The organism is Arenibacter sp. S6351L (assembly GCF_023016025.1).
In the GTDB taxonomy this organism is placed as follows: domain Bacteria; phylum Bacteroidota; class Bacteroidia; order Flavobacteriales; family Flavobacteriaceae; genus Arenibacter; species Arenibacter algicola_B.
In genome coordinates this window covers 22,170-46,927 of record NZ_JALKBB010000010.1, presented here as the reverse complement: position 1 = coordinate 46,927, position 24,758 = coordinate 22,170, and the positions used below count along the sequence as shown (strand labels likewise).

The following is a 24,758-nucleotide window of genomic DNA, read 5'->3' as shown; positions in this document are numbered from 1 at the left end:
AAAAAAAATACCCATGAACATATAGGTTTTAGCCTAACGCCATGGGTATTTTCAACATGAACCAATAAGTAAAAAAGAACAACTGAAATTATATTGATTTTAAATATTCCTCAATATCTGTTTTGTCCTGAGCGGATAATTCCAACTTAAAATGGGTGTCATAATGGTTAATGACATCGGTGAGGGTGGCAAATCTTCCGTCGTGATAGAATCCCCCTTTCATTCTGGCAAATAAGCCTCTTAAAGGAGTTGTTCTATACATGCCGGTAGGAGATCTTTTTGCCTCAAAGTCGTCTATGCCAATTTCCTCGGCACTGTGAAGGTTGTATCCTGCATCAGTAAATATAGGTGCAATATGGCAGCTGGCACATTGTGCCTTTCCATTGAACAACACCTTGCCCCGTGCAGCTGCTGTGGCATCGTAGCTTCCTTCTGGAGGAGTTGGAGCTGTTAAGGAGAGCTGATAGGCTTGCAAGCCTGGAAGCTTGGAAGTAATCAAATCCGGATCATTCACAATATTGCCAAAATTGTTTTCCGCAGCTATAGGGAATTGGCTTGCATTATCAAGTCTAGCATCGGTAAAACTGCCTTGACCGTGCATTTCCAAATTGGCTACAAAGGCATTCCAATAGACCATGTCTCCCCAGCCTGTATAGGTCGCTAGATTTACACCTTGTAGTCCGTAGGCGGCAGGTAGTAGATTGGCGGCAATACTCCCGTCCGGACGTAGTGCCTTGCCGTCCACAAAGAGGCCGGCATTAAATTTTCCAGGTCCCCACCCCGTAAGTACTGCTTCCACCGTAGGTTCGTCTACATGAAGTAGATCCGCCAAGAATTTCTTGTTGTTGGTCAAATTAACAATTGCTCCCACGTTGAGGTCCCTATTGGGATATCCGTCCAGCCGTCTACCTATTCCATCGGCAAAAGAGTTGTCTACCGTAGAGTGACAAAGTGCACAATTTATCCCCACAGCGGTCATGGCACCATCTTCATCGAAGGTTCCTTTAACTCCCACAACAGCGTTCAATTGTAATAGTGCAATGGTGGTTGCCGGATCATTTAAGTCCACTTGGCCTGCCTGAATCGCGGCGACCACCTCTGCAGGCAAGGCCTCTGAATCTACCTTTAATCCTACACCCAATGCGGTAGCCGGACTAACCCCAACCCCGTAACCGCCATTGGCTTCTCCCAATATGGCCTTGTCTATATGTAAAATATCGCTCCAAAAGGCTTCGTCGCCGAAGGTGTCATACCTAAATATCTGTTTTCCCTCCGCAACCAGGGCAGGGTCTAGATGCAAGGTCAAAGTGTCCGTCCTGGTTTCAATAATGGTGTCGTTCACTATTTCTGTAATTGTTTCGGTAATGGTTTCTGTCTTGGTACAGCTGATAGTCATGTTTAAAATCAGTAGTAGGCTAAGTAATTTGAATAAATTAGGTGCTTTCATTTGTCGTTATTTAATTGTTTTAAACTTTTGATGTAGAAAGCCCAATGGGGTTACAAAAAAAATAAACTTTAGGAGGTGATGGAATTAAGAAATTGACGTTGGACCTTGCTTTTACGGAATTTTCCTGAAAAATAGCTGGTCTCGGTAACACTATTGGTGTCGCCAACGCCCCTAGATGCAACACATAAATGATGAGCCTCTATGGCTATTGCAATGTCATCTATATCTAATAGATTTTTTAAAACCGTGCCCAGTTCCACTGTTAGTTTTTCCTGTACTTGTGGTTTACTGGCAATAAATTGCACGATCCTATTAATTTTGGAGAGACCAATTACACGCTTCTGTGGAAAATAGGCAATGTTAACTTTACCAAAGAAAGGTACAAAATGATGCTCGCAATAAGAGAAAAGGGTAATGTCCCTTATCAAAATCATTTCATCATATTTGTAATGGTTTCCAAAATAGGATATTTTAGGAAAATTGGATTTGTCCAGTCCCATAAAGGCTTCATTAACATACATTTTGGCTACTCGTTCCGGAGTATCGCGCAAACTGGGGTCTTCTAGGTTGAGTTCCAAAGTTTCCATTATTTTTTTGAAATGAAATGCTATGGCCTGTATTTTTTTCAATTTACCGGCCGCTGTACTTAAAGGCTCCTGGTCTTTGATTTTTTCGGTCTTTACTAATGATCCGTTCGTTTTCATAGTTAGTAGCCAGTTTGAATGTTATCTTCCTTTGCCCCACCTCTAATCAAATCTTTTCTTACACTTTCCATAAATGCATCCGGCCCGCAGACATAGAAATATTGATCGAATACTCTAATTTTTGATACTAGATAGGCATAATCAATTCTGCCGTAATCGTAAATAGCAGATTGTTCCTCACTTAAGATATTGTAATAATGTTCCTTGAATAGGAGGTTGAGTTCGTCTTTTAAAATGATATCCTTGGTCATTCTGTTGGCGTAAATCAACTGATGATTTTCTACAACATTCTTATTCTTTAAATCCCAAAACATGGGTAGAAAGGGTGTTATGCCCGAACCGGCAGCAATAAAAGTACCCTTCCCTTTATATACATATGAATCCCAGGCATCTGTGATGAGCAGGGAATCGCTAATCTTTGCTTTGGACAATGCTTCAGTTAGACCTTTATGCTTGGGATAGACTTTTATGATAAGCCGTAAGTGTTTTTCTTCCGGCGAACCAACCAGGGTGAAAGGTGCAAACTGGTTCCTGAATTGACGGCTATTGAGAGTAAGTTCTATAGCTTGTCCAATGTTGTGGGTAAATCCTTGGGGTTTTTCAAAAACCAATAGCATTACGTTATGGGTTAGCCAGGATTTGTCGATAATTTTTACGGTATAATTCAAAATTGAAATGATTTAAAGGATTTGTATATTCTATAAAAGCACTATTTTGTATATTGTAATAGTTTGATAATGTGTTCTTTATAATGTGTTATTATCATTTTTCAAGACAATTGCCATTAGTTTTGATGAAAATAATGCATTCGGGTTACAAGATTTTGTAACCTTTTTTATCACTTGGCATCCAATATTAAAATAAGAACAATGAATAACTGTAAACCCCTAAGGAAAATGGACATGTCTGCTCTAGGAACCATACCGGATTGTATTGTGGTTAAGAAGGTGCTGGAGGGAGACACGGAATTATTTGAAATTCTATTAAGACGCTATAATGAGCTGTTATTTAGAACTATAAGGAGCTACATGGACAGGCCATCGGATATTGATGATGTAATGCAGGATACTTACATTAAGGCATTCCAAAAATTATATCAATTTAAAAATGAATCCTTGTTTTCCACATGGCTGATACGGATAGGAATAAATGAGGCCTTACAGCGGAAAAGAAAGTCCAAGAGGTACCAAACGGTGGATATAAGTAACGAAAAAGAAATCATTCAAATAGCGGATATGTCCATTATGAATCCAGAAAGAAAAACAATGCATGCAGAATCGGTTCAAATGGTGGAAAAAGCAATAGACCTTTTGCCGGAGAAATATAAGATTGTATACATGCTGAAGGAGGTCCAGGATTTGGAAATTTCTGAAATTTCGAATAGTCTGGGTTTGAGCAACAGTAATGTGAAAGTGAGGCTTCATAGGGCAAGGAACATGATGAAGGATGCTATTATGAAGTTTTCCGACGCTAAAAATGCATTTGAGTTTGGCAATTCAAAATGCGACCGCTTGGTTGAGCAAGTGATGGCTAAGATCCAGAAGCTTACGGGAAATTAGTAGATGTATTTTATTACTTGGATAAGAACATTTTTATAGGTACTCTACAAGGAGTATTCACCTATAATAGGTACAAGGGCTGTTTTTGCAGTTTCAATATCAATTTCGAACTAATTCCCATCAATTTACGGTTAACAATTAAGCTATGTATTGGTAGGTCGCCATTATGGGGCAATCTACTGTTTACCCTAAAAAAAATAAGGAATAATGATTGTTCGTTTTGTAACCCATAGCATCTTATTTCATCAAAAGTTCATAATATTTAAACAAGATAATTATGAATGCAAATGCAAAGTTTGTTAGTACCCTGCTCAAGTATACGTTTGGATTAGTACCTATTGTTGCCGGTCTGGATAAGTTTACAAATATTCTCGTAGATTGGACCACATATTCTTCCCCTGGGTTAATGGATTTATTGCCTATTACCGCCGCTGCCTTTATGGGCATTGTTGGGGTTATTGAAATAGGAGCGGGTATTTTGGTTTTGGTAAAACCGTCCATTGGTGCGCTGGTAGTTTCAGCTTGGTTGGTTCTTATAGCCTTGACGTTGATAATTAGCGGTCAATATTTGGATGTTGCTGTTAGGGATATTGTAATGGCCATTGGTGCATTCTCCTTGGCTAAATTGTCCAAAACAACTACAGCATAGGCCAAATTTAGTTTTTTATTGAAGAGTTAGAGTGCGGATTCAATATTACACTTTGAACTTACTTATAATGAAAGGAGGTTAACAATTAATAGTACCTCATAATTTTCCCCAAAGACATGTTTACGACTTTGGGGAAAATATTGGATATGACTTTCTACCCAATACAAAGTCTTATTTATTTCTATTTGGCTTCCAATGGTTGGGGTGTAGCTAGTATGGCCGCAGGCACTACATTATCAATTGGTTTAATTGTTTTTAAATAGGCAAAAATAGCCTTAAGGTCCTCATCAGGTAAATTCCGATATTCGGTCCATGGCATGGGAGGTAACAGCGGTCTTGTGTTATCCATTCCTTTGAATTTCCCTTCTTTTATGGCCTTTAAGAATTGTGCTTCCGACCAGTTGCCGATTCCGGATTCATCAGGAGTAAGATTAGCGGCAAAAGAGGTTCCCCAGGGTCCTACGGCGGCAGTAAGTCCCATACTGAATAGCACATAAGATTTTGCAGTTTCCTTGTCGTAAGGTGGCAGGTTCTCTTGGGAAGGGTGCCCGGAGAGCCTTCTTTCCGGATCAACCTCCGGACCTCTGTCCGTCATTATTTTAGGGGAATGACAATCGTTGCAACCAACGGATGCAACTAACAGTTGACCTCTTTTTACCTTATCGACGACAGTATTAGGTTCTGCTTTTGCCACTACGGCTTTGGCAATTTCTTTTTGCTTGGGAGAATTACAGGCAACAACGATAATTCCCAACATGCTAAATACTAGATAACACTTTTTCATAATTTTTGATTTAAATAATATTGAACAGATTATTTGTAGAATTTTTCTATATACTTCCAAACAGACATATTTCCTGAAACTAAGGAGGTATGTTAGAACCAACATCCCATTCGTTGGAAGGTGTTGTTGGTTAGGTCCAATAAAAAAATGAATAAAAAAAATGTACAATCGACCAGCCTGAAGAGTGCTGTAAAATAAAATTAATATCTAGAATAAAGAGGGGGGTAAACTAACTATCCAACTTAAAAATCGGATATAAAATACTCGCAAAAATAGCCTTGTTCATATTTAGGCAGTAAGCTAAAATTAATAAAAATTCCAATATGAAATTGAAATATTTTTGACAGTACTGAAGCATTTTTAATAAAAAAAGCCAATAGAACAAATTCTATTGGCTTGGTAAAGATTGGTTGGTTAATTGGTATTATTTAAAGTCGGATACTTTTAGTTGTTTTTCATCCCAGTATTCGTCCTTCCTAAATTCATAGGTGGTAGGATTATAGGAACCTACCAATTCAACATTGGTCTTGGTCGGTACCGGTAGATCCAATGTCCAATATACGGCATTTACGACTAATCTTCGCGTTCCTTCAATAGTGAAATCTACTGCTGAAAAGGCTGTAGATGTAAAGGCCTTTCCTTTTTTTCCTCCAGGAATTTGATAGGTCCTGGTCCATGCTACCGGCATTAGGGGTGAACTAACATCTTTTCCTGCATGGTTGGTTTTGGCTGCTTCATCATCAGTGGGGCGCATACCATAGAATATATCATTCTCGTCGAATTCGCCTTTTCTGTTCATTACCTTACCATAAATTATAGGTTGGGAATCTCCAGACATGGGCAGACGCACTTCATAGACATCTGCAGAGGCCCAAACATCCCCATCTGAGATACTATTTGTAATTCCTGTAGTTTTTCCCGCATCGGTTACAAAACCTTTGGTGCTTTGATGCTTGTGGTGCCCGTGATGGCTCACCCATTTTTCGCCAAGAACAAGTCGACCAAATCCGCCTTCCCATTCTGCCATATCGCCTTTATAGGAGTTTCCGTAATGTTTGTAATTGGAAACATCCTCATCAGTAAAGTTGAAGGCATGCGTTGCCGTTCTAAGTCCAATTACAGGTTTACCTGCCATAAGATAATCATCAATGTGTTTCATTTGGTCATCCGGCAATGCCCTAAACCTTGTAGCAATAATCATTAGGTCGGCACTGTCCAAGGCTTCTAATCCAGGTATGTTTTTACCATAATTAGCATCAATTGTACCAGGGTTGGCCGGATCCTGGGCAAACAGTACGGTACAATTAAAACCATGATGTTTGGATAGGATTTTTGCCAATTGTGGCATCGATTCCTCAGAGCGGTATTCTTCATCGCCTGAAATAAGGACTATATGCTTTGCATTCTTGTCACTACCTTCAAAAGTAAGCCATTGTTGCGGTGTATCCGTGGTTTCCACGGTTGCCGTTTCATTCGTTTTAGCTTCTTTTTGCTCTTTACAGGCGAACATAAAAAGGCATATAAGAATAGGTAATAAATTTTTCATTAATTTTTTTTTAGTTAATTCATATTGGACGTAAAGAACTGGATTAATTATTTAATCCCCATGCCTTCCTTGATCAATTTTAAGCCTTTGGTATAGATTTCTTCAGAAGGAGAGTAATCCCGCCATACGTTAATAGCATTGGCAAACTCCGGGATAATGGTACTAAAAGCTTCTATAGTAAGCCAGCCGTCATATTTTACCTCTTTCAAGGTAGCAAAGACTTCATCCCAGTTTACCTGTCCACTGCCGGGCGTGCCCCTATCGTTCTCGCTTATATGAACATGCTTTAAATGGGGAGCTATGGTTCTAATGGCTTGGGCCTGACTTTTTTCTTCAATATTGGCATGGTGTGTATCGAACATGGCGCCCAAATTGGGATGGTTCACCTCCTTGACCATGTTGCCGAGATCGGCCATAGTGTTGTAGAGATAACATTCAAATCTGTTTACGGCTTCAGGAGTTAGCATAATATTGGCTTTTTTGGCATATTCGGCCGCTTTATACAACATCTCATTGCTCCACTGTTTTTCCTGTAATGTAGGTGGTTGACGTGTAAATAAGGCAAATGTGGAATGAAAAGGTCCGCAGATTACTTCTACATTGGCGGCTTCGGCCATATCAATGGTCCACTTTAATCGTTCCAGGCCTGCCTCTCTGGTCTTCTTATCGGGACTGGCAATATTCTGCTCGGGAGACAGGGCACCTACAGCAGTGACACCCATATTGATACTAGAAAAATGCTTACCTAATTTTGTATAATGCTTAAGATCCCCATCTCCTAAGAACAGCTCAATCCCATCATAGCCAGTTTTTTTTAGGGTATCTACAATATCAAAGTGTTGCTCTGTGACATGGTTAGTCCAGAGCAACATATTCATTCCAATTTTCATACTATATATTTATGTATTTACTAATAGTCTGTTACGGGTTGGCCACTAGTAGCTTCGGCGGCATCGGTATTTTTGCGTTTTTTGACCCAAAACCAAAGTATGGTAAACAGGACGATCAAAATAGCAGGGAAGGCTACCATAGTACCAAGTGTGGCCTGTCCGGATACTAGTTCCAATTCATCCCCTGTAAATCCTGCGGCAGCCGCCTCGGCTTTGTCAGAATCGATCCACCCACCAATAATAGGTTGGAATATGGATGAGGAGAACATACCCACAGCACCAATGATAGACATTCCCAAAGCACCACTTTTTGGTATTTTGTCCGCAACAAAACCAATCATATTTGGCCAGAAATAGGCTATTCCCAAGGCAAAAAAGATGGCAGCAACATAAGCCATAGTTCCAGTTTGAGTGCTAAAAAGATAGATTCCTATTGTGGCTAGAACAGCTGAACCCAATAGTACACCAGTTTGATCGAATTTGTGAACTACTTCCCCACCAAAATAACGGGCTACGGCCATTAGTCCTGTAACTAGTGCCAATATAATCATAGGTTCTGCACCACTCTTGGCCAAGATAAGGCCTACCCATTGTTGTGGGCCAAACTCAGAGATAGCGGTCAAAGACATACAAACAATCATAAAAATGAATAAAGGGGACAACATGGCCTTGAAATTTCCGCTAAGGGTAGCCGCTGCCTCAACTTTGGCTTTAGGCCAAGACTGACCAAAGTACAAATAGGCATAGATTAATGTCGGAATCATTATTACCCAGATTTGTGTTTCCCAACTTAAGCCTGCATCGGTCATAAATTTGGAAATAAGACTACCTATTACAATACCTCCTGGAAACCACATATGGAAGCGGTTCATCATTCTGCTCATCCTTGTGCCGGAGTAGGCATCCGCAATCATAGGGTTACAGGCAGCTTCTGTACAACCATTACCAAGACCTATTAATAAGGTGGAAATAAGTAAGCCTACATAACTACCAGAATAAATAGTCAAAATAATCCCCAGGGCATGGGCGAAAAAGGCAAATTGCATAATGGCCTTTCCACCTACCTTATGGTAGATTAATCCTCCGATAACCATGGATATCGGAAAACCGAAAAACCACATTGAATTGATAAATCCCAGTTGTTCTGCGCTTAAACTTAGTTCTTCTCCCAACTGTGGAAGAATCCCAGCTCTAATACTAAAAGAAAATGCGGTGGTAATTAATGCGAAACAGCTACCGTAAAACAGTCTGTTGGCATTGGTTTTTTGTTGATCATTTGAATTTTCCATTGGATTTAATAGATTTTTAATTAGTTGGTGTATAATTTAATTTTTGATTTCAGCGTATAAGTTTAATCTCTTTTTTACAATAATCATAATTTATTTTTAATTGTTTTATCAAATAACAAATTAATGACCACCTATTTTACGCTTTTATTATCTGACCAATAAACCATTTATTCATGAGCCTTTCGATCCAAAAAATTAAAAGCTGATAAATTTAAACTTTAAAGATTTTTAAAAGTTCCTATATCCTACTAAATAATGGTACTTTTTTGTCTTTGGAATATATTAGTTCCTTGTCTATAAATGTTAAGGGCATTATACCTTATTATATGTATAATATATAAGGAGGAACTATTTTGGTTTATGTAAGCCGGAATTGCTACTTAATAAGGTAAGGATAAAATATGCTTATAATTTGTCTGGACTAAGTATTAAACAACCGTACATATGCTCAGGATCAGTGGTTCCCAAGTTTTACTCACTAGGTGAGATTTGTATGCTCTGATGTTGAGGTCTAAATGTTTTCAGAGGTTTCCTTCCGATGCCTAAAAGGCTCGCTATGAGGTAATTGTGGTTAAATCCTTCAAAATAGTTATATAACCGATAATATGTGGTTCCAATAAATTTTGGGCTACTACGATATGCTGGTTTTGATGTTCAAGAACAATTTGCGATATTCATGGGGGCTCATATGTACAATTGCCTTGAATTGCCTGTTGAAGTTGGATAAGGCATTAAAACCACACTCGTAACTTATCTGCGAAATATTGAAATTATCCTCCAGCAATAATTTTCTTGAATGCCCTATTCGGATTTCATTTACAAAGCGTGTAAAAGTTTTATTGGCCCTAGGTTTAAAATACCTACAGAAGGAGGTGGTGGTCATATTAAGCATTTCCGCTATTTCTTCCAATGATATTTTGGTCTTGAAATTGGACATGACATAGTCGTAGACAATTCGCATTTTGTCTGCGTCATCCCCCTTAAAGACATTGGTGTACCCTGGACTGGATAATAGATGGTATTCTTCACTATTGGCTAGGATATCTATAATTTCAAATAATTTTATAATTCTTCGAAATCCCTGTTCGTTGTTGATCTTAAGCAGTAGTTTATTTATTTTATTTCGGGTTTCCCCATAAAATTCCATGCCCCTGACAGAATTTTCCACAAGCTTGTTGACATTGTAAAATTCTTCCTTGCCCAATAAGGATTCGCTAAAAAGATCGTGGTCAAAATAAATTACCAAACCTCTGGTAGAGAGCTTGCTGTTTTTGTCAAAATAAGCGTCATCGCTCCGCCATAAATGTGGAAGGTTGGGGCCGGTGACTACCAAATCACCTTTTTCAAAAGATTGTACATGGTCCCCAACAAATCTGGTGCCTTTGCCTTCGGCAATTAAAGATATTTGGTAATCTGGGTGAAAATGCCAATTTGGATTGAAGTAAGGGCCAACTATATCCTTGAAAATAAAAGTTTCTTTTGTTGTAAGTGTTTTTTCAATGTTGGGGGTACTCATAAATTTCCGGATTGAATTTTATTTTGGCTAATTTAAGACAAAAAAGTGTCATCTTTTAGTAAGATAGAGGGAATATTCATGCGGATAGTATTTTAGATTTGTAGAGCTAAGTTTTTATAGTCAGATTTTATCACAATAAATTTTAAGAATAGTGTATAAAAAGTGATAATAAATTTGGATATTGACAAACAATACGGCTTAGCGTGGCCATTGATTATCCGTGGAATTTTTAAACATAGATTGCCTCTAGATTTAGAAGGTTCGGCAATGGATTAGTTTCTGCATCGGGTATTTAAGATTTGTATTATTATGTTGGAATCATTAATTTACGGCTATTCTAATTTAGGAAAGAACACTTGGAACGCCATAATGTCTTGGGTTGTGTTTTCGGTGCTCGTTTCCTGTGGAAATAATGAAGGCAAAACCGGTACAATTTTAAGTACGGAACATTCAGAACATCTGGTGGCGCAAGCCGACCTGTCGGATGTAGATAATGGTCGTTCATTGATGATTGGGGAGACCGTTAAGGGTGAAAGGAGTGGGGATGAATATCGTATAACATACAATGGGGAAGAAGGTCCAGGAAAAGGAAAACATATTGTTTTTATAGCTACGGATCATGAATATAGAGGGGAGGAAACCTTACCTGCATTGGCGAGGATTTTGGCCAAAAGATATGGTTTTAGCTGTACAGTGGTATGGGCTCTGGACGAGAAGGGCAATTTATTTCCCGGAGGGTCGGACCTTAAAGGACTCGATGTTCTTAAAAAGGCGGATCTGATGGTAATGTTCACCAGGTTTGCGAATTTTGAAGATGGTCAGATGCAATATATAGATGACTATCTAAGTAGGGGAGGGGCTGTATTAGGATTACGGACTTCTACCCATGCTTTTAAAAATGCCGATAACCCTAATTGGAAACATTATGACTACAAATATGAAGGTGAAAAAGAGGCTTGGCACGGTGGATTTGGAGAGGTAGTTCTGGGGGAGACCTGGGTAGGCCATTATGGTAAGAACCATCAGCAGGCTTCCAAGTTAATAATAGAAGAAAATAATAGGGAGCATCCCATAATGCGTGGAGTACAAAATGCATGGGCGCAATGCGGAGGCTATAATGCCTATCCCCAAGGCAAGGATTTGAAAATATTGGCCCGAGGAAGGGTATTGAACGGAATGACCCCGGATGCTGAACCGGACACTAGTAAGGAGGAGCTACCTGTTGCCTGGGTTAGAACTTACCAATTGGAAACAGGTAAGCCCGGACGGGCATTTACAACTACCCATGGGGCTTCGGAAGATATCCTGGACGAAGGGTTTAGAAGAATGCTCATTAATGCCTGTTTCTGGGGATTGGAAATGGAAGATGAAATTAAAGCGGACAATCCGATAGATTTTGTAGGGGGATACGAGCCAACTACATTTAATTTTGAAGGTTACCAGAAAAATGTAAAACCGTCCGACCTAAAGGGTTGGAAATCGGTAATAATGCCAAGAAAATAATATAACGAATAAAAACTATTGTTATGCCAGAAAACAATTATCCAAAACTCCACAACGCTTCGTGGCCCGGTGTGGTAGGAAAAGGACCTGATTCAGAGCCACCAATTTCGATTGATACCATGATCGAGCTAACGGCCAATGCCGAGGTAGACGGGGTTAAATTTGACGGATTTGATCTATTTGCCGCCGATCCGCATTTGGATATCGATTCCAATGATGACGGTATTAAAAAATTGGCAGATAAGGCCAGCGCTAAAAATTTGGAGATTGGAAGTTTGGTAGCCCCTGTATGGGCCGGAACCGGAGGAGGCTCCGCAATGGGATCCAGGGAAGAGCGCAATCAGTTTGTAACCCAGGTACGCAAGGCTTGTATTATAGGTAAAAAACTGCGCGATCTAGGGATACGTCCAAATGGAGTAATTAGAATAGATTCGTCCGTTGATCCACATAGCTGGGCGGCCGATCCCGTGGCCAACACGAAATTAATTGCACAAACCTTCCGCGAAGCATGTGATGTGGCCGCCGATTATGGTGAGTCTCTAGCCGCCGAAGGTGAAATTTGCTGGGGCGGGATGCACGGTTGGAAAACCATGGTGAACACCCTCGAGGCCGTAGACAGACCTAATATTGGGTTTCAGGCCGATATGGCTCATACCTTGTTGTATCTTTTAGGTTATAATAAGGAGGACGAAAGAATATTGCCCAAAGACTTCGATTGGAGCGATCGGGCAACGTTGACCGAAGGTCTTAAGACTGTAACAGCTGCGCTTCGCCCATGGACGATTGATTTTCATGTAGCCCAAAATGATGGCACGGTGTTCGGTTCCGGATCCCATGATAAAACAGGAAGGCATTGCCAGGCTACGGATCCAAATGGAAAATTGGACATTGCTGTGGATGCAGGACATTGGTTGCGCGATGAAAACGGTATCCTTACCAAAAAAATAAGACATATCTGTTGGGATGGTTGTATGTTCCCAAATGATGTTATGATGCAGCCTAAAACCTGGAACGATATCTTAGGAGCCATGATCAAGGTGCGTCAACAACATGGATGGTACGAGGCGCCTTAATATAAAAGGCTGATTATACATTTATTAAGCTGAAATTTTAATTTAAAATAAAAAAATAGAGTACACATGTCAAGTAAGAAAGAATTACGAATAGGAATGGTAGGTTACGGATTTATGGGGAGAACCCATTCCAATGGTTATCGCAGGGTGGGCAATTTTTTCCCTGAACTGGAGTATCAACCTGTATTAAAGGCAATTTGCGGACGCAACTTGGAACGCACCCAGGCCTTTGCCGATCAATGGGGCTATGAGTCCGTAGAAACCGATTGGAGAAAGCTTATTGCCCGTGATGACATTGATGCCGTAGATATTTGTACTCCCAACAATATGCACGCCGAAATTGCAATAGCAGCGGCAGAAGCTGGAAAAATGGTTTTATGTGAAAAACCTTTGGCACGGACTGTTGCGGAGGCTCAACCAATGGTTGATGCCATTGAGAAAGCAGGAGTGCCCAATACTGTCTATTTCAATTACAGGAGATTGCCATCGGTTACTTTGGCGAAACAACTTATAGATGCCGGTAAGCTGGGTAAAATTTTTCATTATCGCGCCAATTTTTTGCAGGATTGGACCATTAGTCCAGAACTTCCACAAGGTGGGGAGGGCTTATGGCGATTGGATAATGATGCAGCTGGATCTGGCGTTACGGGCGACTTGTTGGCACATTGTATAGATACTGCTATGTGGTTAAATGGGGGGATAAAGGATGTTTCCGCCATGACCGAAACCTTTATCAAAGAAAGAGTACATACCGGTACAGGTGAAAAACAGAAGGTAACCATTGATGATGCCTGTATGTTTCATTGCCATTTCGATAATGGCTCTTTGGGCCTTTTTGAATCTACAAGATACGCTAGAGGTCATAAGGCTTTATATACTTTTGAAATAAACGGGGAACATGCCTCCATAAAATGGAACTTGCATGACCTTAGTCGCTTGGAGTATTTTGACCATAGGGATGAATCCCAAGAGAGAGGATGGCGTTCTATCCATGTTACCGATGGTGACCATCCTTATATGGATAAATGGTGGGTACCGGGACTATCAATAGGATATGAGCATAGCTTTGTACATCAAATAGCGGATTTTCTAAAAGCACTACAGGAAGGGAAACCCTGTTCCCCTACATTTAGGGAGGCCCAAGAAACGCAGAAAGTTTGTGAAGCCGTATTGGAATCGGCAAAAACGAAAAGCTGGAAAGACACCGGTGTTAACTGGTAACTTCAAACTTTTCCGGATAAGGGAAGTTCAATGTTTAGAATTGAATTATCAATTTTTAAACTTTTTTTTGAACAAGAAATTAAAATTAACAAATTAATGCTATGAGTAATTCTATAAAAGGATTCTGTCTTCAATCCAACGAAAAAATATATCCAAATACCGGTCAATCGGTCCTTAGTAATTCAGCGGTTGTTGACATGGAAATCCCTCCTTTAAAGGAAGGGGAAATATTGGCAAAAACACTGTATACGGGAATTTGTGGTTCGGACAATAGCGCAACTATTGGCAAGGCCAATTTTGATTGGGTGCAGCGTCCAAGGGTAATTGGACACGAGTTTAGTGCCGAAGTGTTGGAGTTGGGTCCTGGTGACCACGGTGACCTTAAGGTTGGGGATATTTTTACGCCCTTGGCCATGTTGGGATGCAGGGAAGAAGATTGCCCTGCCTGTAGTGTGTCCAAATGGAACTTATGTCCCAAAAAGGAAATAATCGGTTTTCACAGAAACGGCGGATTTGGACAACAAGTAGTGTTGGAGTCGGATCGTGTAGTGCCTTTAATGAAAGGCCTTACCCCGGCCCAAGGTGCCTTGGTGGAACCATTGTCCATCATTACCAATGCCCTATATAATAAATGCGACATTAAACCTGGTCAGGATGTTGTGGTAACAGGCTGTGGCATCATAGGTATGATGTCTGCCGAAGTTGCACGGGCAGCAGGCGCAAGGGTTGCCGTAACAGGTATTGCGCACGATCGTGATATCCGTTTAAAGAGAGCAAAAGAAAGAGGTTTTATTACCATAGAAGTGTCACCGGAAAATTCCTTGACCACCCAATTGCAAAATGGCATTACCGATGATAACGGTATTCCGTTTGGAACTAATGGAAAAGTAGATCTTCTTATAGAATGTTCCGGCGTTCCACCTGTACTTACAGAGGCAGTAGGGGTTGTTAAGCCTGAAGGGGATATATGCGTTATTGCCACCTACGGAACGGATGTACAGATCAATGCCACACACCTTACCCGTACCTCCTTAAATATGAGAGGTTCCATGGGATCTTGTAGGGCAGACTATATGGCCGCACAAAAATTGATGGTAACCGGTATTTTTCCTTCTGAACACTATACGGATTACTATGATTTTAAAGATATCAACCAAGCTTTTGAGGATTCGATAAAGGCAAATAATATGAAGGCCGTTGTAAAAATGAACTGATAATTTATTAGTTCTTGTACAGGCCTACAACCTAATATTAAAAAAACTAGCATTAAGAATTATGCACAAAATATTTATTACAGGAGGTACCGGCTGTATAGGATCGGTCACTATTTATAAACTTCTACAATCAAAGGAGGTTGGGAAAATTGTTATTGCAACCCGCTCCAACAATGTGGCCCCCTTAAAATTATGGCTCCCTGGTGATTTGGATTCACGTCTGGAATTCGTTACTCTTGATGTTTCCAATTACAAAGAGATTGAAAGGGTTTTGTTCGAAGTGGATCCCACGCACATTATTCATTTAGGGGCATACCAAAGTCCGGATTGTTCTCGCGATCATATTGGTGGAATGGAAATAAATACTGGAGGCACAATGGCACTTTTTGATGCCGCTGAAAAATTAACCAACCTCAAGAGATTTGTTTTCGCCAGTTCGGCGGCAGTTTATGGTATGAGGTCCATGTATCCACAAGATATAATTAATGAGGATGTTCCATTGGCTCCACCTAACCACTATGGCATTTGGAAATTATCCGGAGAACACCTGGCACGTCTATTTCACGATAATACCAAAATACCAACTGTATGCCTTAGGTTGAACACCACCTATGGAAAAGGAAGGGACAAAGGAAAGACTTCTGCCCCCACCAATGCCTTAAAGGCAATAGTAATGGGAGCTGTGGAAGGAAAAGTAATTCCCTTTGAAATGCCGTACCAAGGAAGGGAAAACTACCATTTTGTGGAAGATGTGGGAGCTCAATTCGCCGCCTGTGCACTACAGCCCTACGAAGGCTTTGGAGCCTTTAATATACAGGGGGAGACAATTCCAATTACATCATTCTTGGAACTTATAAAAGAACAAGCTACCGCTTTGGGTATGGGAGAATATGTGTCATTATCTGTTATGGATGGTGCCCCACCCAACCTGTTCGTTTGCGATTTGGATCACAGTAAAATAGCAAGCACATTCAAAGACTTGCCATTGACAGAAATAGCGGAGGGAATACGCAATTCATTGATAGAGTTCAAAGCTATGGCAGAAAAAGGCACATTAAAATATTCGACTGCTGCCTCATGAAAGATATAGGAATAGGATTTATTGGTGCGGGTGATATAGCCGATTTGCATGCAGAAGCCATAAATAGTTTGCCAGGTGCCCAACTTGTGGGTCTTTGGAACAGAACTTTTGAGAAGGGGGCGAAAAAAGCAAAAATATTTGGATGTAAGACCTATAAAACGGAGGATGAATTGTTTCAGGACCCTCAAATCGATGCTGTTTTCATATTGACCAATATGGAAACCCATTGCGATTATACTATTAGGGCGGCAAAAGCAGGAAAACATATATTGGTAGAAAAACCGGCAGCCTCCAGTATTGCTGAATTGGAGTTGATGCAGGAAGCTGTTAAGGCCGCTGGTGTTAAATGTATGCCGGTCCATAATTATATCTATGAATCAGGGATAAAAAGGGCGAAATCCATGATTGAAAGCGGCAAATTGGGCGATATTTCCCAGTTCTACATGATGTACAACATACACCATGCCGAGGAGATCAGAGCCCGCTATCCTGGGGTAATTCGCCAGATATTGACCCATCACAGTTATACCATGCTGTATTTGGCCGGACAACCAAAAACAGTTTCTTGTTTAAAGCATACCGTAGATACTACGATTGCCCCACAAGAAAATGTGGCCATGGCCAATATTCAAATGCAAAATGGAACCTTGAGCCATTTAGCGGCCAGTTTTGCCAATGATGATCACGCAGGAGATCCCTGGACTTGTATTATAAAAGTTATTGGAACAAAAGGTAGTACGCGTTACAGCTATCGGGATTGGGTAATCAATGATCGTAATGGAGCCCATTCGCAAACGTATCAGTGTTATCCGGAATCCATAAAGAATACGGCAACCCATTTTATCAACAATGTACTTAGGAATAATGAGGCGGCCCTTTCAAGCCTTGAAGATGCCATTACATGCCAGCGAATTATAGAGGCTTGCGAAAAATCTGTGAAAGAAGGAATACACGTAAATATCAATTAATTATATACCAATAAAGATGAATATCAATAAAAACGTTGCTAGGGGAAAGTTATTCCTAATGCTTTTCCTAGTCCTTGGCTTTTACAGCTGTAGTAAAGAGGAAGACAACACTTTAAAAATTTCCCCTAACTCCCATATCGTATTGGTGGGTAATAATTTAGGTTCACGAATGATGAACTTTGGGCATTTCGAAACTGAAATGCAACTTCGCTTTCCCAATGATTCATTGTTTATCCGTAATATGTGCGATGGTGGTAATACACCCGGTTTTAGGCCACATCCCGCAAGAAATTCACCTTGGGCGTTTCCAGGTGCTGAAAAATTTGAGCATGAGTCCGGACAGGCCATCCATTTTGAGGATGATGAAAACGGACGTCGATCTGGCCCTATTGGTCATTTCCCTTCTCCTGATGAGTGGATTACCAGCTTAAAGGCTGATATTATCATAGGATTTTTTGGGTATCCTGAATCCTTTGAAGGACCGGAGGGGATTGATAATTATAAAGGGGAATTACGAGCCTTTATCAAGCATACCCTTAGTCAAAAATATAATGGTTCCACTGCACCTCAATTGGCACTTGTTTCCCCAATTGCCTTTGAAGACCTTTCTCATAAGATGGATCTGCCTGATGGAAAAAAGGAAAATGGGAACCTTGAGCTTTATACGGCTGCCATGAAGGAAGTAGCAGCTGAAGAAGGAGTCCTACTTGTAGATGCTTATGAGCCGACCAAGGAATGGTTCCAAACGGAAAGTACGGATTTAACACAAGATGGATTTCAATTGACCGATTACGGCTATCAGAAGTTTGCTAAGCTGTTGGCCGATAAAGTTTTCGGAACCAAGGAAAGTAAGGCAGAAGAGAACCGGGAATTGGTACTTGATGCCGTAAATGAGAAAAACTGGTTCTGGCACAACGATTTTAAAATTCCCAATACTGTTCATGTTTATGGAAGACGTTATGATCCCTATGGTCCGGACAATTATCCTTACGAAATTGAGAAAATACGTCAGATGACCGCCATAAGGGATACTGCCATATGGCAGGCCTTGGAGGGTAAAAAAATGGATTTGGCCAAAAGCGATGCACAGACCAAAAAATTACCTGAGGTAGAAACGAATTATAAGCCGAGTGATAAAAATGGAACACCAGAATATTTATATGGGCAAGACGCCTTGGATAAAATTAAACCGGCGCCGGGTTATAAGGTAGAACTTTTTGCTTCAGAAGTGGAGTTTCCAGATCTGGCCAATCCTGTACAGGTTTCTTTTGATAACAAAGGAAGGCTTTGGGTTGCGGTCATGCCAAGTTACCCGCATTATAAACCAGGGGATAGTAAACCCAACGATAAATTACTGATTTTAGAAGATACGGATGGAGATAACAAGGCCGACAAACAAACTGTTTTTGCAGACGGACTTCATTTGACCATTGGGTTTGAATTTGCGCCTGAAGGTGTTTATTTATCACAGGGTACAAACTTAGTACTTTTAAAGGATACCGATGGGGATGATAAGGCCGATGTAAAAGAGATTGTTTTAAGTGGTTTTGATGACCATGATACTCACCATGCCATTAGCGCTTTTACAACAGATCCCTCCGGTGCAATTTATATGGGCGAAGGGGTGTTCTTGCATACCAATGTAGAAACAGCCTATGGAAACGTTAGGGGTACCAATGGTGGATTCTATAGGTATAGCCCACAAAGACATCATTTGGAACGTACGGCACAATTGCCCATTCCAAATCCATGGGGAATTGCATTTGACGATTGGGGACAACCATTTTTTGAACATACCTCAGGACCATCTGCTACCTGGATGATGCCCGGAACAATTGTACCGCGCTACGGGGTAAGTTCACCATTACCTGAAAATCTTATTGAGAAGAAACATTTGGTGAGACCAACTTCTGGTTTGGAATTTGTGTCCAGTAGACATTTTCCTGATGCGGCACAAGGCAATATGCTGATTGCTAATACAATAGGATTTTTAGGGATTAAAGAACATTCCATGGTGGATGATCCTAAAACAGCTGGCTATTTAAGTAAGCACCAAGAAGATCTGATTTCTGCAAGCGATAAGAATTTTAGACCTGTAGATATGGAATTTGCCCCAGATGGCTCCTTGTACTTTATAGATTGGCACAATGTACTTATTGGCCATATGCAGCACAATGCACGCGATCCGCTACGTGATCATGTTCATGGGAGGGTATACCGCATAACCTATCCATCCAGACCTTTGGTAGAACCAGCCAAGATCGTTGATGCAAGCATTGATGAACTATTGGATAATCTTAAACTTCCGGAATACCGTACCCGTTACAGGACCAAAAGGGAATTACGGGCCAGGGATGCCTCCGAAGTTTTGTCTAAATTAAACACATGGGTAGCAAACTTGGATACCAAGGACCCGAGGTACGAACATCATGTCTTGGAAGCCCTTTGGGTTACATGGGGCTTGGATAAGGTTGATGGGAAATTGCTTAGACAAGTGCTTAATGCCAAAGATTTTAAGGCACGTGCAGCCGCAGTAGGTGTACTTCGTTATGCCGGACATCAGATTCCAGATCAGGCCGAACTTCTTATGCAAGCGGCTAAAGATGACAATCCAAGGGTAAGGTTGGAAGCCTTGGTTGCAGCTTCATGGTTGGGTAGGGATGTTGGAATTCCTATTATAACCGAAGCTGGTAAAAAGGGATTGGACAAATGGATGGAAAAGCCTTATGAATCTGCGCTTGCCCATTTAAATGGTCACAAAGCTGGGGAAGAACCCAAAGAAGTCATAAAGACCGATCTTAAGGGTAAGGATTTGGAACTATTGGTTGCAGGAAGGGAAATATACATGAGGGATGGTTACTGTGCTACTTGTCACCAAGCAGATGGTCAAGGTCTGGAAGCTTCCGGTTTTCCTCCCCTTGCCGGGTCCGAATGGGTTACAGGTAATGAGGATAGACTTATAAAACTAACCACCAAGGGTCTTATGGGACCAATTGTAGTGAATGGTAAGACCTATCCCGGACAGGTACCTATGACACCTTTTGGAAATTTACTTACTGCAGACGAAACTGCAGCCGTATTGACCTATGTTAGGAATACCTTCGGTAATAAGGCTGCTCCAATTTCACCCGAGAAAGTGAAAGAGGTACGGGAGCAGATCAAGGACAAGCAAGGATTTTATTCGCCCGAAGAATTGTTAAAAGAGCACCCGCACGGCAAATAATAAGGTAAGAAGTTAATTTAAATATTTGGTTTAAAAAGGCTGGTTATAGGATATTCCTTATACCGGCCTTTTTACATTTCAAATGGTTTTAGGTTTTTTTTGGTAGGATAATTGGGTATTTCCATAACTGTGCCCAGAAGGTTTCGAACTATAATTCAATGGAATCAATTCTTGGTTACAAAAGCTGATAGTCGTTTTTGAAGCCAATTTATATTTTGCCAGAAATAAGGTCTTTTTCTGCTAAGTTTATGTTAAAAATCATAGTTTTTTAGGTTTATACATTAATAAGCCATATTATTCCTAATTAATGTGTTAAGTTTTCATATGTTTATGCGACTAAGGAGATTTAGTACACTTTGAATTAATAGTTGAACAGTAAAAACTAGTTATTAAATATGGGAAGGCCGGCGACAAAACCAACGGAACTTAAGGACGGATATTATATTGAAGTTCGAAATAGAAACCAGAAAACTGGGGGTATAAAAATCAGAAGGGACACGGAGGAGCAAATGCTTCTTGCTCTGGAAGAATATAAAAAAAGCAAGGACGTAACAGTTCTTGGCGAATTAAAAAACGGTAAAATGCTGGATTTGGCAGGTTAGTCCGCCAAAATTCAATGCGGTAATAAAAACCCTGCTTTCTTTTGGGCAGGGTTAATTTTTTGTCAAAAGCATTTCTGTGTTTTTGCTTCAAAAATAATGCAGTTGTCAAGAACAGCACTGAGCAAAAATTTATCATAAATGACTTCATATAATGCTCTGGAATCTGTTGGAGACTCTTGACATTTTACGCTCCAAATATTTCTAAATTCTACTATTTGGGAGGAGGGTGAACCTAAAGCATCAATTAATTAAAATAAAGACCAGGATACCTGAAAAGTAGCCTATTAAGGCCAACCAGGCGATACGGCGCAAGTACCATAAAAAATCAATTTTCAAAATTCCCATGGCCGCCACTCCTGCAGCTGAGCCTATAACAAGTACACTACCTCCCGTACCCGCGCAATACGCCAAGAATGTCCAAAATTCATGATCATGGGGAAAGGTTTCCATAGAATACATGCCCATGGCACCTGCCACCAATGGCACATTGTCTATTAATGAGGATAAAAGCCCCAATAAGGTATTGGTGATATGAAAATCATTGAAAGAGCTTTCCAGGGCGCTTCCCATAAATTCTAGGGAGCCATTCGTTTGTATGGCGGCGACCGCCAATAAAATTCCCAAAAAGAAAAGAATACTGGGGGTATCAATTTTTTGAACCGTAGACGCCACGGATAAATGATGTTTTAGTTCAATAGGCTTATTTTTATGTAATATTTCTGTGGTCAACCACAAAAGACATAGGCTCAATAGCATACCCAAAAAAGGTGGTAGATGGGTAATGGCCTTAAATACGGGTACCATTAGAAGTAGGCCTACACCTAAAAGTAGAATGAAATTACTTTCCTTCGGGCTTATTTGTTGGATCTTAGGGGTTGTGGGTACTTCTGCTTCAATAGTTTTGCCCTTAAAATGATATGAGGCAATCAGCAATGGAACCAATAAACAAACCAAGCTTGGTAGAAATACCTCGGCTATTATGGTGTTTGTGGAAACTTGACCACCATTCCAAAGCATAATGGTCGTGACATCGCCAATGGGTGACCAGGCACCACCTGCATTGGCGGCAATGATGATAAACCCTGCAAAATACCATAGGTCCGACTTGCTGGTCAAAAATTTCCTTAAAATGGCCATCATTACAATTGTAGTGGTGAGGTTGTCCAATACAGCAGATAGGAAAAAGGTCAGTAAACATAGTACCCAAAGAAGCACTAACATGCTTCTGGTCTTTATGACTCTAAGAATAATTTCAAAACCGTTGTGGATGTCTATTAATTCAACGATGGTCATTGCTCCAAGTAGAAAGAAGAGGATTTCAGCTATTTCTTCAAAATGCTCCTTAAGCTTTGTTATGGTTTCTGAAAAATCTACTCCCGTATGGGCAACAATAACCCATAATACTACCCCTATAAACAGGGCAGTCGCCGCCTTATCTATTTTAACAACATGCTCCAGGGCTATTATCATGTAGCCGGCAATGAAAAAAAGGGTTGTAATTAGCATGATAGTTTATTTTGAAATCTATTGTTTGTTCTCATAACATTTTCAGTTTGGCCTGAGTTGGGTCAGGGAATTAATTATTGTAAATTATTCTGATGTATATAGGATTTTTTTACCTATTGCAATTGATTAATGGAGGAATTATGTCTTTGGAATAGAGCTAATGCCCCTTCTTATTTTTACAAGGCCAGATGGCACTTGCTAAATGATACATTATGTAGATGCTATGTGCATAGGAAAAAATAGAATTATATAGAGGCATGATAATAAAGAAGGAAAGGCATTTGCCTAAATTCTATTTTATCTGATTACCAATTCTAAGGTATAAATAATAATCGATAATAGATTGTTAAAAATGAATCCTTGGGAATGCTGTAAAATGGGGATTTAAATTGTTTTATCAATTTTTGTTTTTACTATGACCGTAGTGCTAAGATGTAGGTTTTTTATTTGGTCAAAAAGAAATTCCTAAACCTTTTTTTGAAGGGTACGATAAAAATAAAAAGAGCTTGACTCCTTGGCTATCTATCATGCAAAATGCCTAAAACAAATATTTTATTTTCTTTACCAACTTCATAGGTAGGTTATAAGGTGGATATCGAAGTGGTGCATCCAACCAATTAGCTTTTTTAATAATGGCCTTTTGATGTGAAAAAAGGTCAAAAGATCTTTTGCCATGATAGGCTCCCATTCCACTTGCACCAACTCCGCCAAAAGGGAGTTTTTTATTCGTGATTTGTATTACAGTGTCGTTGATAGCTCCTCCGCCAAAACTGTACCTATTGATTATCTTTTTCTGGAAGGCTTTTCGGGTGGAAAATATATAGGTAGCCAAGGGTTTGCCATAGTTAGTTATATGCCGCTCAATATCGGCTTCATTTATATAGGCAATAATTGGAAGTATGGGTCCGAAAATTTCGCCCTTCATCAATTTACTGTCCAATTTAGGCTCATTAACTATAGTTGGGGCCAGATAATTATCTTCATCATTACTATTGCCGCCAAATAGAATTTCCTCACCCTCCAACATATCTTTTAAACCTTCAAAATGAGCTTTGCTTACGGTGCGCGAAAAATCCGGAGATTGTTCTATATTTTCTCCGTAGCATTTGGTTATGTTTTGTTTTAATGCCGCCACAAGTTTGTCCTTCACTTCTTTGTGAACAAGTATATAATCCGTCGCAATGCAGGTTTGGCCGGCATTTAGGAATTTGCCCCAAACAATGCGTTTTGCGGCCAGATTGATGGATGCCGTTTCATCCACTATGGTAGGGTTTTTCCCCCCTAGTTCCAAGGTGACTGGAGTAAGGTGTTTTGCTGCTGATTCATATACTATTTGCCCAACACGGGTACTTCCCGTAAAAAATATGTAGTCCCATTTTTGGGCCAAAAGGTCTTGGGATACTTTCACACCGCCTTCCACAACGGTAACATGTTCCGGTAAAAAAACTGCGCTGATAATTTCGGAGATGATCGATGACGTATAGGGTGTAACTTCTGAAGGTTTTACTACAACTGTATTTCCTGCCGCAACAGCCGCGATCATAGGGGCAAATGCCAATTGAAATGGATAGTTCCATGGAGCAATAATCAATACAGCACCATAGGGCTCCTTATAGATCCAATCAGAAGAGGGCCAATTCATTAGAGAGGCGGATTTTCTTTCAGGACTGGCCCATTGGTCAATATTTTTTAATGTCAATTTTAATTCCGCCAAGACGAATTGCGTTTCCGCTGCAAAGGTCTCAAACTTAGGTTTTTTGAAATCTTTGTAAATGGCTTCCGCAATGTCATCCTCACGCGCAATTATTTCTTTTTGCAATCGCTTTAAGGCCTCATTTCGGACTGAAACATCCTTGGTCTTTTGAGTTGCAAAAAAATCGCGCTGTTTTTCTAATATCTTCATGGCATTAAATTAATATAAAAAACATCCCCAAACTTATTCGTTCGGGGATATTATAAAAATTATGTTCTAAATTACATCAA

At 40.1% G+C, this 24,758-nt stretch carries 20 protein-coding genes; 10 read left to right on the top strand and 10 right to left on the bottom strand.

Annotated elements, in window-relative coordinates; all coding sequences use genetic code 11:
- Positions 1-88: 88 nt before the first annotated feature.
- The 3 genes from MWU82_RS10380 to MWU82_RS10370 form a co-directional block, all read right to left on the bottom strand.
- The gene (locus MWU82_RS10380) at positions 89-1,447 is read right to left on the bottom strand and encodes a hypothetical protein (RefSeq protein ID WP_215946898.1); all 1,359 of its coding nucleotides are present in this window, start codon (positions 1,445-1,447) and stop codon (positions 89-91) included.
- 68 nt (positions 1,448-1,515) lie between these two features.
- Positions 1,516-2,151: a GTP cyclohydrolase I FolE gene (gene folE, locus MWU82_RS10375; protein ID WP_247096310.1), complete on the bottom strand. Its 636-nt coding sequence runs from the start codon at positions 2,149-2,151 to the stop codon at positions 1,516-1,518.
- A gap of 2 nt (positions 2,152-2,153) precedes the next feature.
- Positions 2,154-2,819, bottom strand: a complete 666-nt coding sequence (locus MWU82_RS10370; protein ID WP_247096309.1) for a flavodoxin reductase — start codon at positions 2,817-2,819, stop codon at positions 2,154-2,156.
- Positions 2,820-3,020: 201 nt separating this feature from the next.
- On the opposite strand from MWU82_RS10370, the gene MWU82_RS10365 reads away from it, so the two are divergent.
- Both MWU82_RS10365 and MWU82_RS10360 read left to right on the top strand, forming a co-directional pair.
- Positions 3,021-3,710: an RNA polymerase sigma factor gene (locus MWU82_RS10365; RefSeq protein ID WP_247096308.1), complete on the top strand. Its 690-nt coding sequence runs from the start codon at positions 3,021-3,023 to the stop codon at positions 3,708-3,710.
- Between the two features lie 277 nt (positions 3,711-3,987).
- Entirely contained in the window at positions 3,988-4,359 is a 372-nt protein-coding gene (locus MWU82_RS10360; protein WP_247096307.1) for a hypothetical protein, read from the top strand.
- 181 nt (positions 4,360-4,540) lie between these two features.
- On the opposite strand, the gene MWU82_RS10355 is transcribed toward MWU82_RS10360, so the two are convergent.
- The 5 genes from MWU82_RS10355 to MWU82_RS10335 all read right to left on the bottom strand — a co-directional run bounded on the left by MWU82_RS10355 (position 4,541) and on the right by MWU82_RS10335 (position 10,384).
- A complete protein-coding gene (locus MWU82_RS10355) occupies positions 4,541-5,143 on the bottom strand; it encodes a c-type cytochrome (protein WP_215946902.1) in 603 nt (200 codons plus the stop codon).
- Between the two features lie 424 nt (positions 5,144-5,567).
- Positions 5,568-6,689, bottom strand: a complete 1,122-nt coding sequence (locus MWU82_RS10350) for a GldG family protein (protein ID WP_215946903.1) — start codon at positions 6,687-6,689, stop codon at positions 5,568-5,570.
- Between the two features lie 47 nt (positions 6,690-6,736).
- Entirely contained in the window at positions 6,737-7,579 is an 843-nt protein-coding gene (locus MWU82_RS10345) for a sugar phosphate isomerase/epimerase (protein WP_215946904.1), read from the bottom strand.
- Positions 7,580-7,599: 20 nt separating this feature from the next.
- The gene (locus MWU82_RS10340; RefSeq protein ID WP_247096306.1) at positions 7,600-8,868 is read right to left on the bottom strand and encodes an MFS transporter; all 1,269 of its coding nucleotides are present in this window, start codon (positions 8,866-8,868) and stop codon (positions 7,600-7,602) included.
- A gap of 631 nt (positions 8,869-9,499) precedes the next feature.
- Positions 9,500-10,384, bottom strand: coding sequence for an AraC family transcriptional regulator (locus MWU82_RS10335; protein ID WP_215946906.1), 885 nt, complete (start codon positions 10,382-10,384; stop codon positions 9,500-9,502).
- A 309-nt stretch (positions 10,385-10,693) separates the two neighbouring features.
- Here MWU82_RS10335 and MWU82_RS10330 point away from each other — a divergent pair, with 309 nt between their 5' ends.
- The 8 genes from MWU82_RS10330 (at position 10,694) to MWU82_RS10295 (ending at position 21,269) form a co-directional block, all read left to right on the top strand.
- A complete protein-coding gene (locus MWU82_RS10330; protein WP_247096305.1) occupies positions 10,694-11,887 on the top strand; it encodes a ThuA domain-containing protein in 1,194 nt (397 codons plus the stop codon).
- Between the two features lie 23 nt (positions 11,888-11,910).
- Positions 11,911-12,960: a TIM barrel protein gene (locus MWU82_RS10325; RefSeq protein WP_215946908.1), complete on the top strand. Its 1,050-nt coding sequence runs from the start codon at positions 11,911-11,913 to the stop codon at positions 12,958-12,960.
- A gap of 66 nt (positions 12,961-13,026) precedes the next feature.
- Positions 13,027-14,181 (top strand): Gfo/Idh/MocA family oxidoreductase, encoded by a 1,155-nt coding sequence (locus MWU82_RS10320; RefSeq protein ID WP_247096304.1) that lies wholly within the window; start codon positions 13,027-13,029, stop codon positions 14,179-14,181.
- Positions 14,182-14,282: 101 nt separating this feature from the next.
- On the top strand, positions 14,283-15,395 hold the full coding sequence (locus MWU82_RS10315; RefSeq protein WP_215946910.1) for an alcohol dehydrogenase catalytic domain-containing protein: 1,113 nt from the start codon (positions 14,283-14,285) through the stop codon (positions 15,393-15,395).
- 61 nt (positions 15,396-15,456) lie between these two features.
- Complete coding sequence (locus tag MWU82_RS10310; protein ID WP_247096303.1) at positions 15,457-16,476, top strand: NAD(P)-dependent oxidoreductase; 1,020 nt, start codon at positions 15,457-15,459, stop codon at positions 16,474-16,476.
- Positions 16,473-17,444: a Gfo/Idh/MocA family oxidoreductase gene (locus MWU82_RS10305; protein ID WP_247096302.1), complete on the top strand. Its 972-nt coding sequence runs from the start codon at positions 16,473-16,475 to the stop codon at positions 17,442-17,444. The genes MWU82_RS10310 and MWU82_RS10305 overlap by 4 nt, the downstream gene beginning before the upstream one ends.
- A 16-nt stretch (positions 17,445-17,460) precedes the next feature.
- Positions 17,461-20,667 (top strand): PVC-type heme-binding CxxCH protein, encoded by a 3,207-nt coding sequence (locus MWU82_RS10300; RefSeq protein ID WP_247096301.1) that lies wholly within the window; start codon positions 17,461-17,463, stop codon positions 20,665-20,667.
- A 395-nt stretch (positions 20,668-21,062) separates the two neighbouring features.
- A complete protein-coding gene (locus tag MWU82_RS10295; RefSeq protein ID WP_031443295.1) occupies positions 21,063-21,269 on the top strand; it encodes a hypothetical protein in 207 nt (68 codons plus the stop codon).
- A gap of 240 nt (positions 21,270-21,509) precedes the next feature.
- Here MWU82_RS10295 and nhaD read toward each other — a convergent pair whose 3' ends face one another.
- Positions 21,510-22,775, bottom strand: a complete 1,266-nt coding sequence (nhaD, locus tag MWU82_RS10290; RefSeq protein WP_215946914.1) for a sodium:proton antiporter NhaD — start codon at positions 22,773-22,775, stop codon at positions 21,510-21,512.
- A 538-nt stretch (positions 22,776-23,313) separates the two neighbouring features.
- Complete coding sequence (locus MWU82_RS10285; RefSeq protein WP_247096300.1) at positions 23,314-24,678, bottom strand: aldehyde dehydrogenase; 1,365 nt, start codon at positions 24,676-24,678, stop codon at positions 23,314-23,316.
- Positions 24,679-24,758: the final 80 nt, after the last annotated feature.

Excerpts from the sequence above, each read along its gene's own strand:
- MWU82_RS10380 (WP_215946898.1), bottom strand. The coding sequence starts at position 1,447 with ATGAAAGCACCTAATTTATTCAAATTACTTAGCCTACTACTGATTTTA.
- folE (WP_247096310.1), bottom strand. The coding sequence starts at position 2,151 with ATGAAAACGAACGGATCATTAGTAAAGACCGAAAAAATCAAAGACCAG.
- MWU82_RS10365 (WP_247096308.1), top strand. The coding sequence starts at position 3,021 with ATGAATAACTGTAAACCCCTAAGGAAAATGGACATGTCTGCTCTAGGA.
- MWU82_RS10360 (WP_247096307.1), top strand. The coding sequence starts at position 3,988 with ATGAATGCAAATGCAAAGTTTGTTAGTACCCTGCTCAAGTATACGTTT.
- MWU82_RS10355 (WP_215946902.1), bottom strand. The coding sequence starts at position 5,143 with ATGAAAAAGTGTTATCTAGTATTTAGCATGTTGGGAATTATCGTTGTT.
- MWU82_RS10350 (WP_215946903.1), bottom strand. The coding sequence starts at position 6,689 with ATGAAAAATTTATTACCTATTCTTATATGCCTTTTTATGTTCGCCTGT.
- MWU82_RS10345 (WP_215946904.1), bottom strand. The coding sequence starts at position 7,579 with ATGAAAATTGGAATGAATATGTTGCTCTGGACTAACCATGTCACAGAG.
- MWU82_RS10340 (WP_247096306.1), bottom strand. The coding sequence starts at position 8,868 with ATGGAAAATTCAAATGATCAACAAAAAACCAATGCCAACAGACTGTTT.
- MWU82_RS10335 (WP_215946906.1), bottom strand. The coding sequence starts at position 10,384 with ATGAGTACCCCCAACATTGAAAAAACACTTACAACAAAAGAAACTTTT.
- MWU82_RS10330 (WP_247096305.1), top strand. The coding sequence starts at position 10,694 with ATGTTGGAATCATTAATTTACGGCTATTCTAATTTAGGAAAGAACACT.
- MWU82_RS10325 (WP_215946908.1), top strand. The coding sequence starts at position 11,911 with ATGCCAGAAAACAATTATCCAAAACTCCACAACGCTTCGTGGCCCGGT.
- MWU82_RS10320 (WP_247096304.1), top strand. The coding sequence starts at position 13,027 with ATGTCAAGTAAGAAAGAATTACGAATAGGAATGGTAGGTTACGGATTT.
- MWU82_RS10315 (WP_215946910.1), top strand. The coding sequence starts at position 14,283 with ATGAGTAATTCTATAAAAGGATTCTGTCTTCAATCCAACGAAAAAATA.
- MWU82_RS10310 (WP_247096303.1), top strand. The coding sequence starts at position 15,457 with ATGCACAAAATATTTATTACAGGAGGTACCGGCTGTATAGGATCGGTC.
- MWU82_RS10305 (WP_247096302.1), top strand. The coding sequence starts at position 16,473 with ATGAAAGATATAGGAATAGGATTTATTGGTGCGGGTGATATAGCCGAT.
- MWU82_RS10300 (WP_247096301.1), top strand. The coding sequence starts at position 17,461 with ATGAATATCAATAAAAACGTTGCTAGGGGAAAGTTATTCCTAATGCTT.
- MWU82_RS10295 (WP_031443295.1), top strand. The coding sequence starts at position 21,063 with ATGGGAAGGCCGGCGACAAAACCAACGGAACTTAAGGACGGATATTAT.
- nhaD (WP_215946914.1), bottom strand. The coding sequence starts at position 22,775 with ATGCTAATTACAACCCTTTTTTTCATTGCCGGCTACATGATAATAGCC.
- MWU82_RS10285 (WP_247096300.1), bottom strand. The coding sequence starts at position 24,678 with ATGAAGATATTAGAAAAACAGCGCGATTTTTTTGCAACTCAAAAGACC.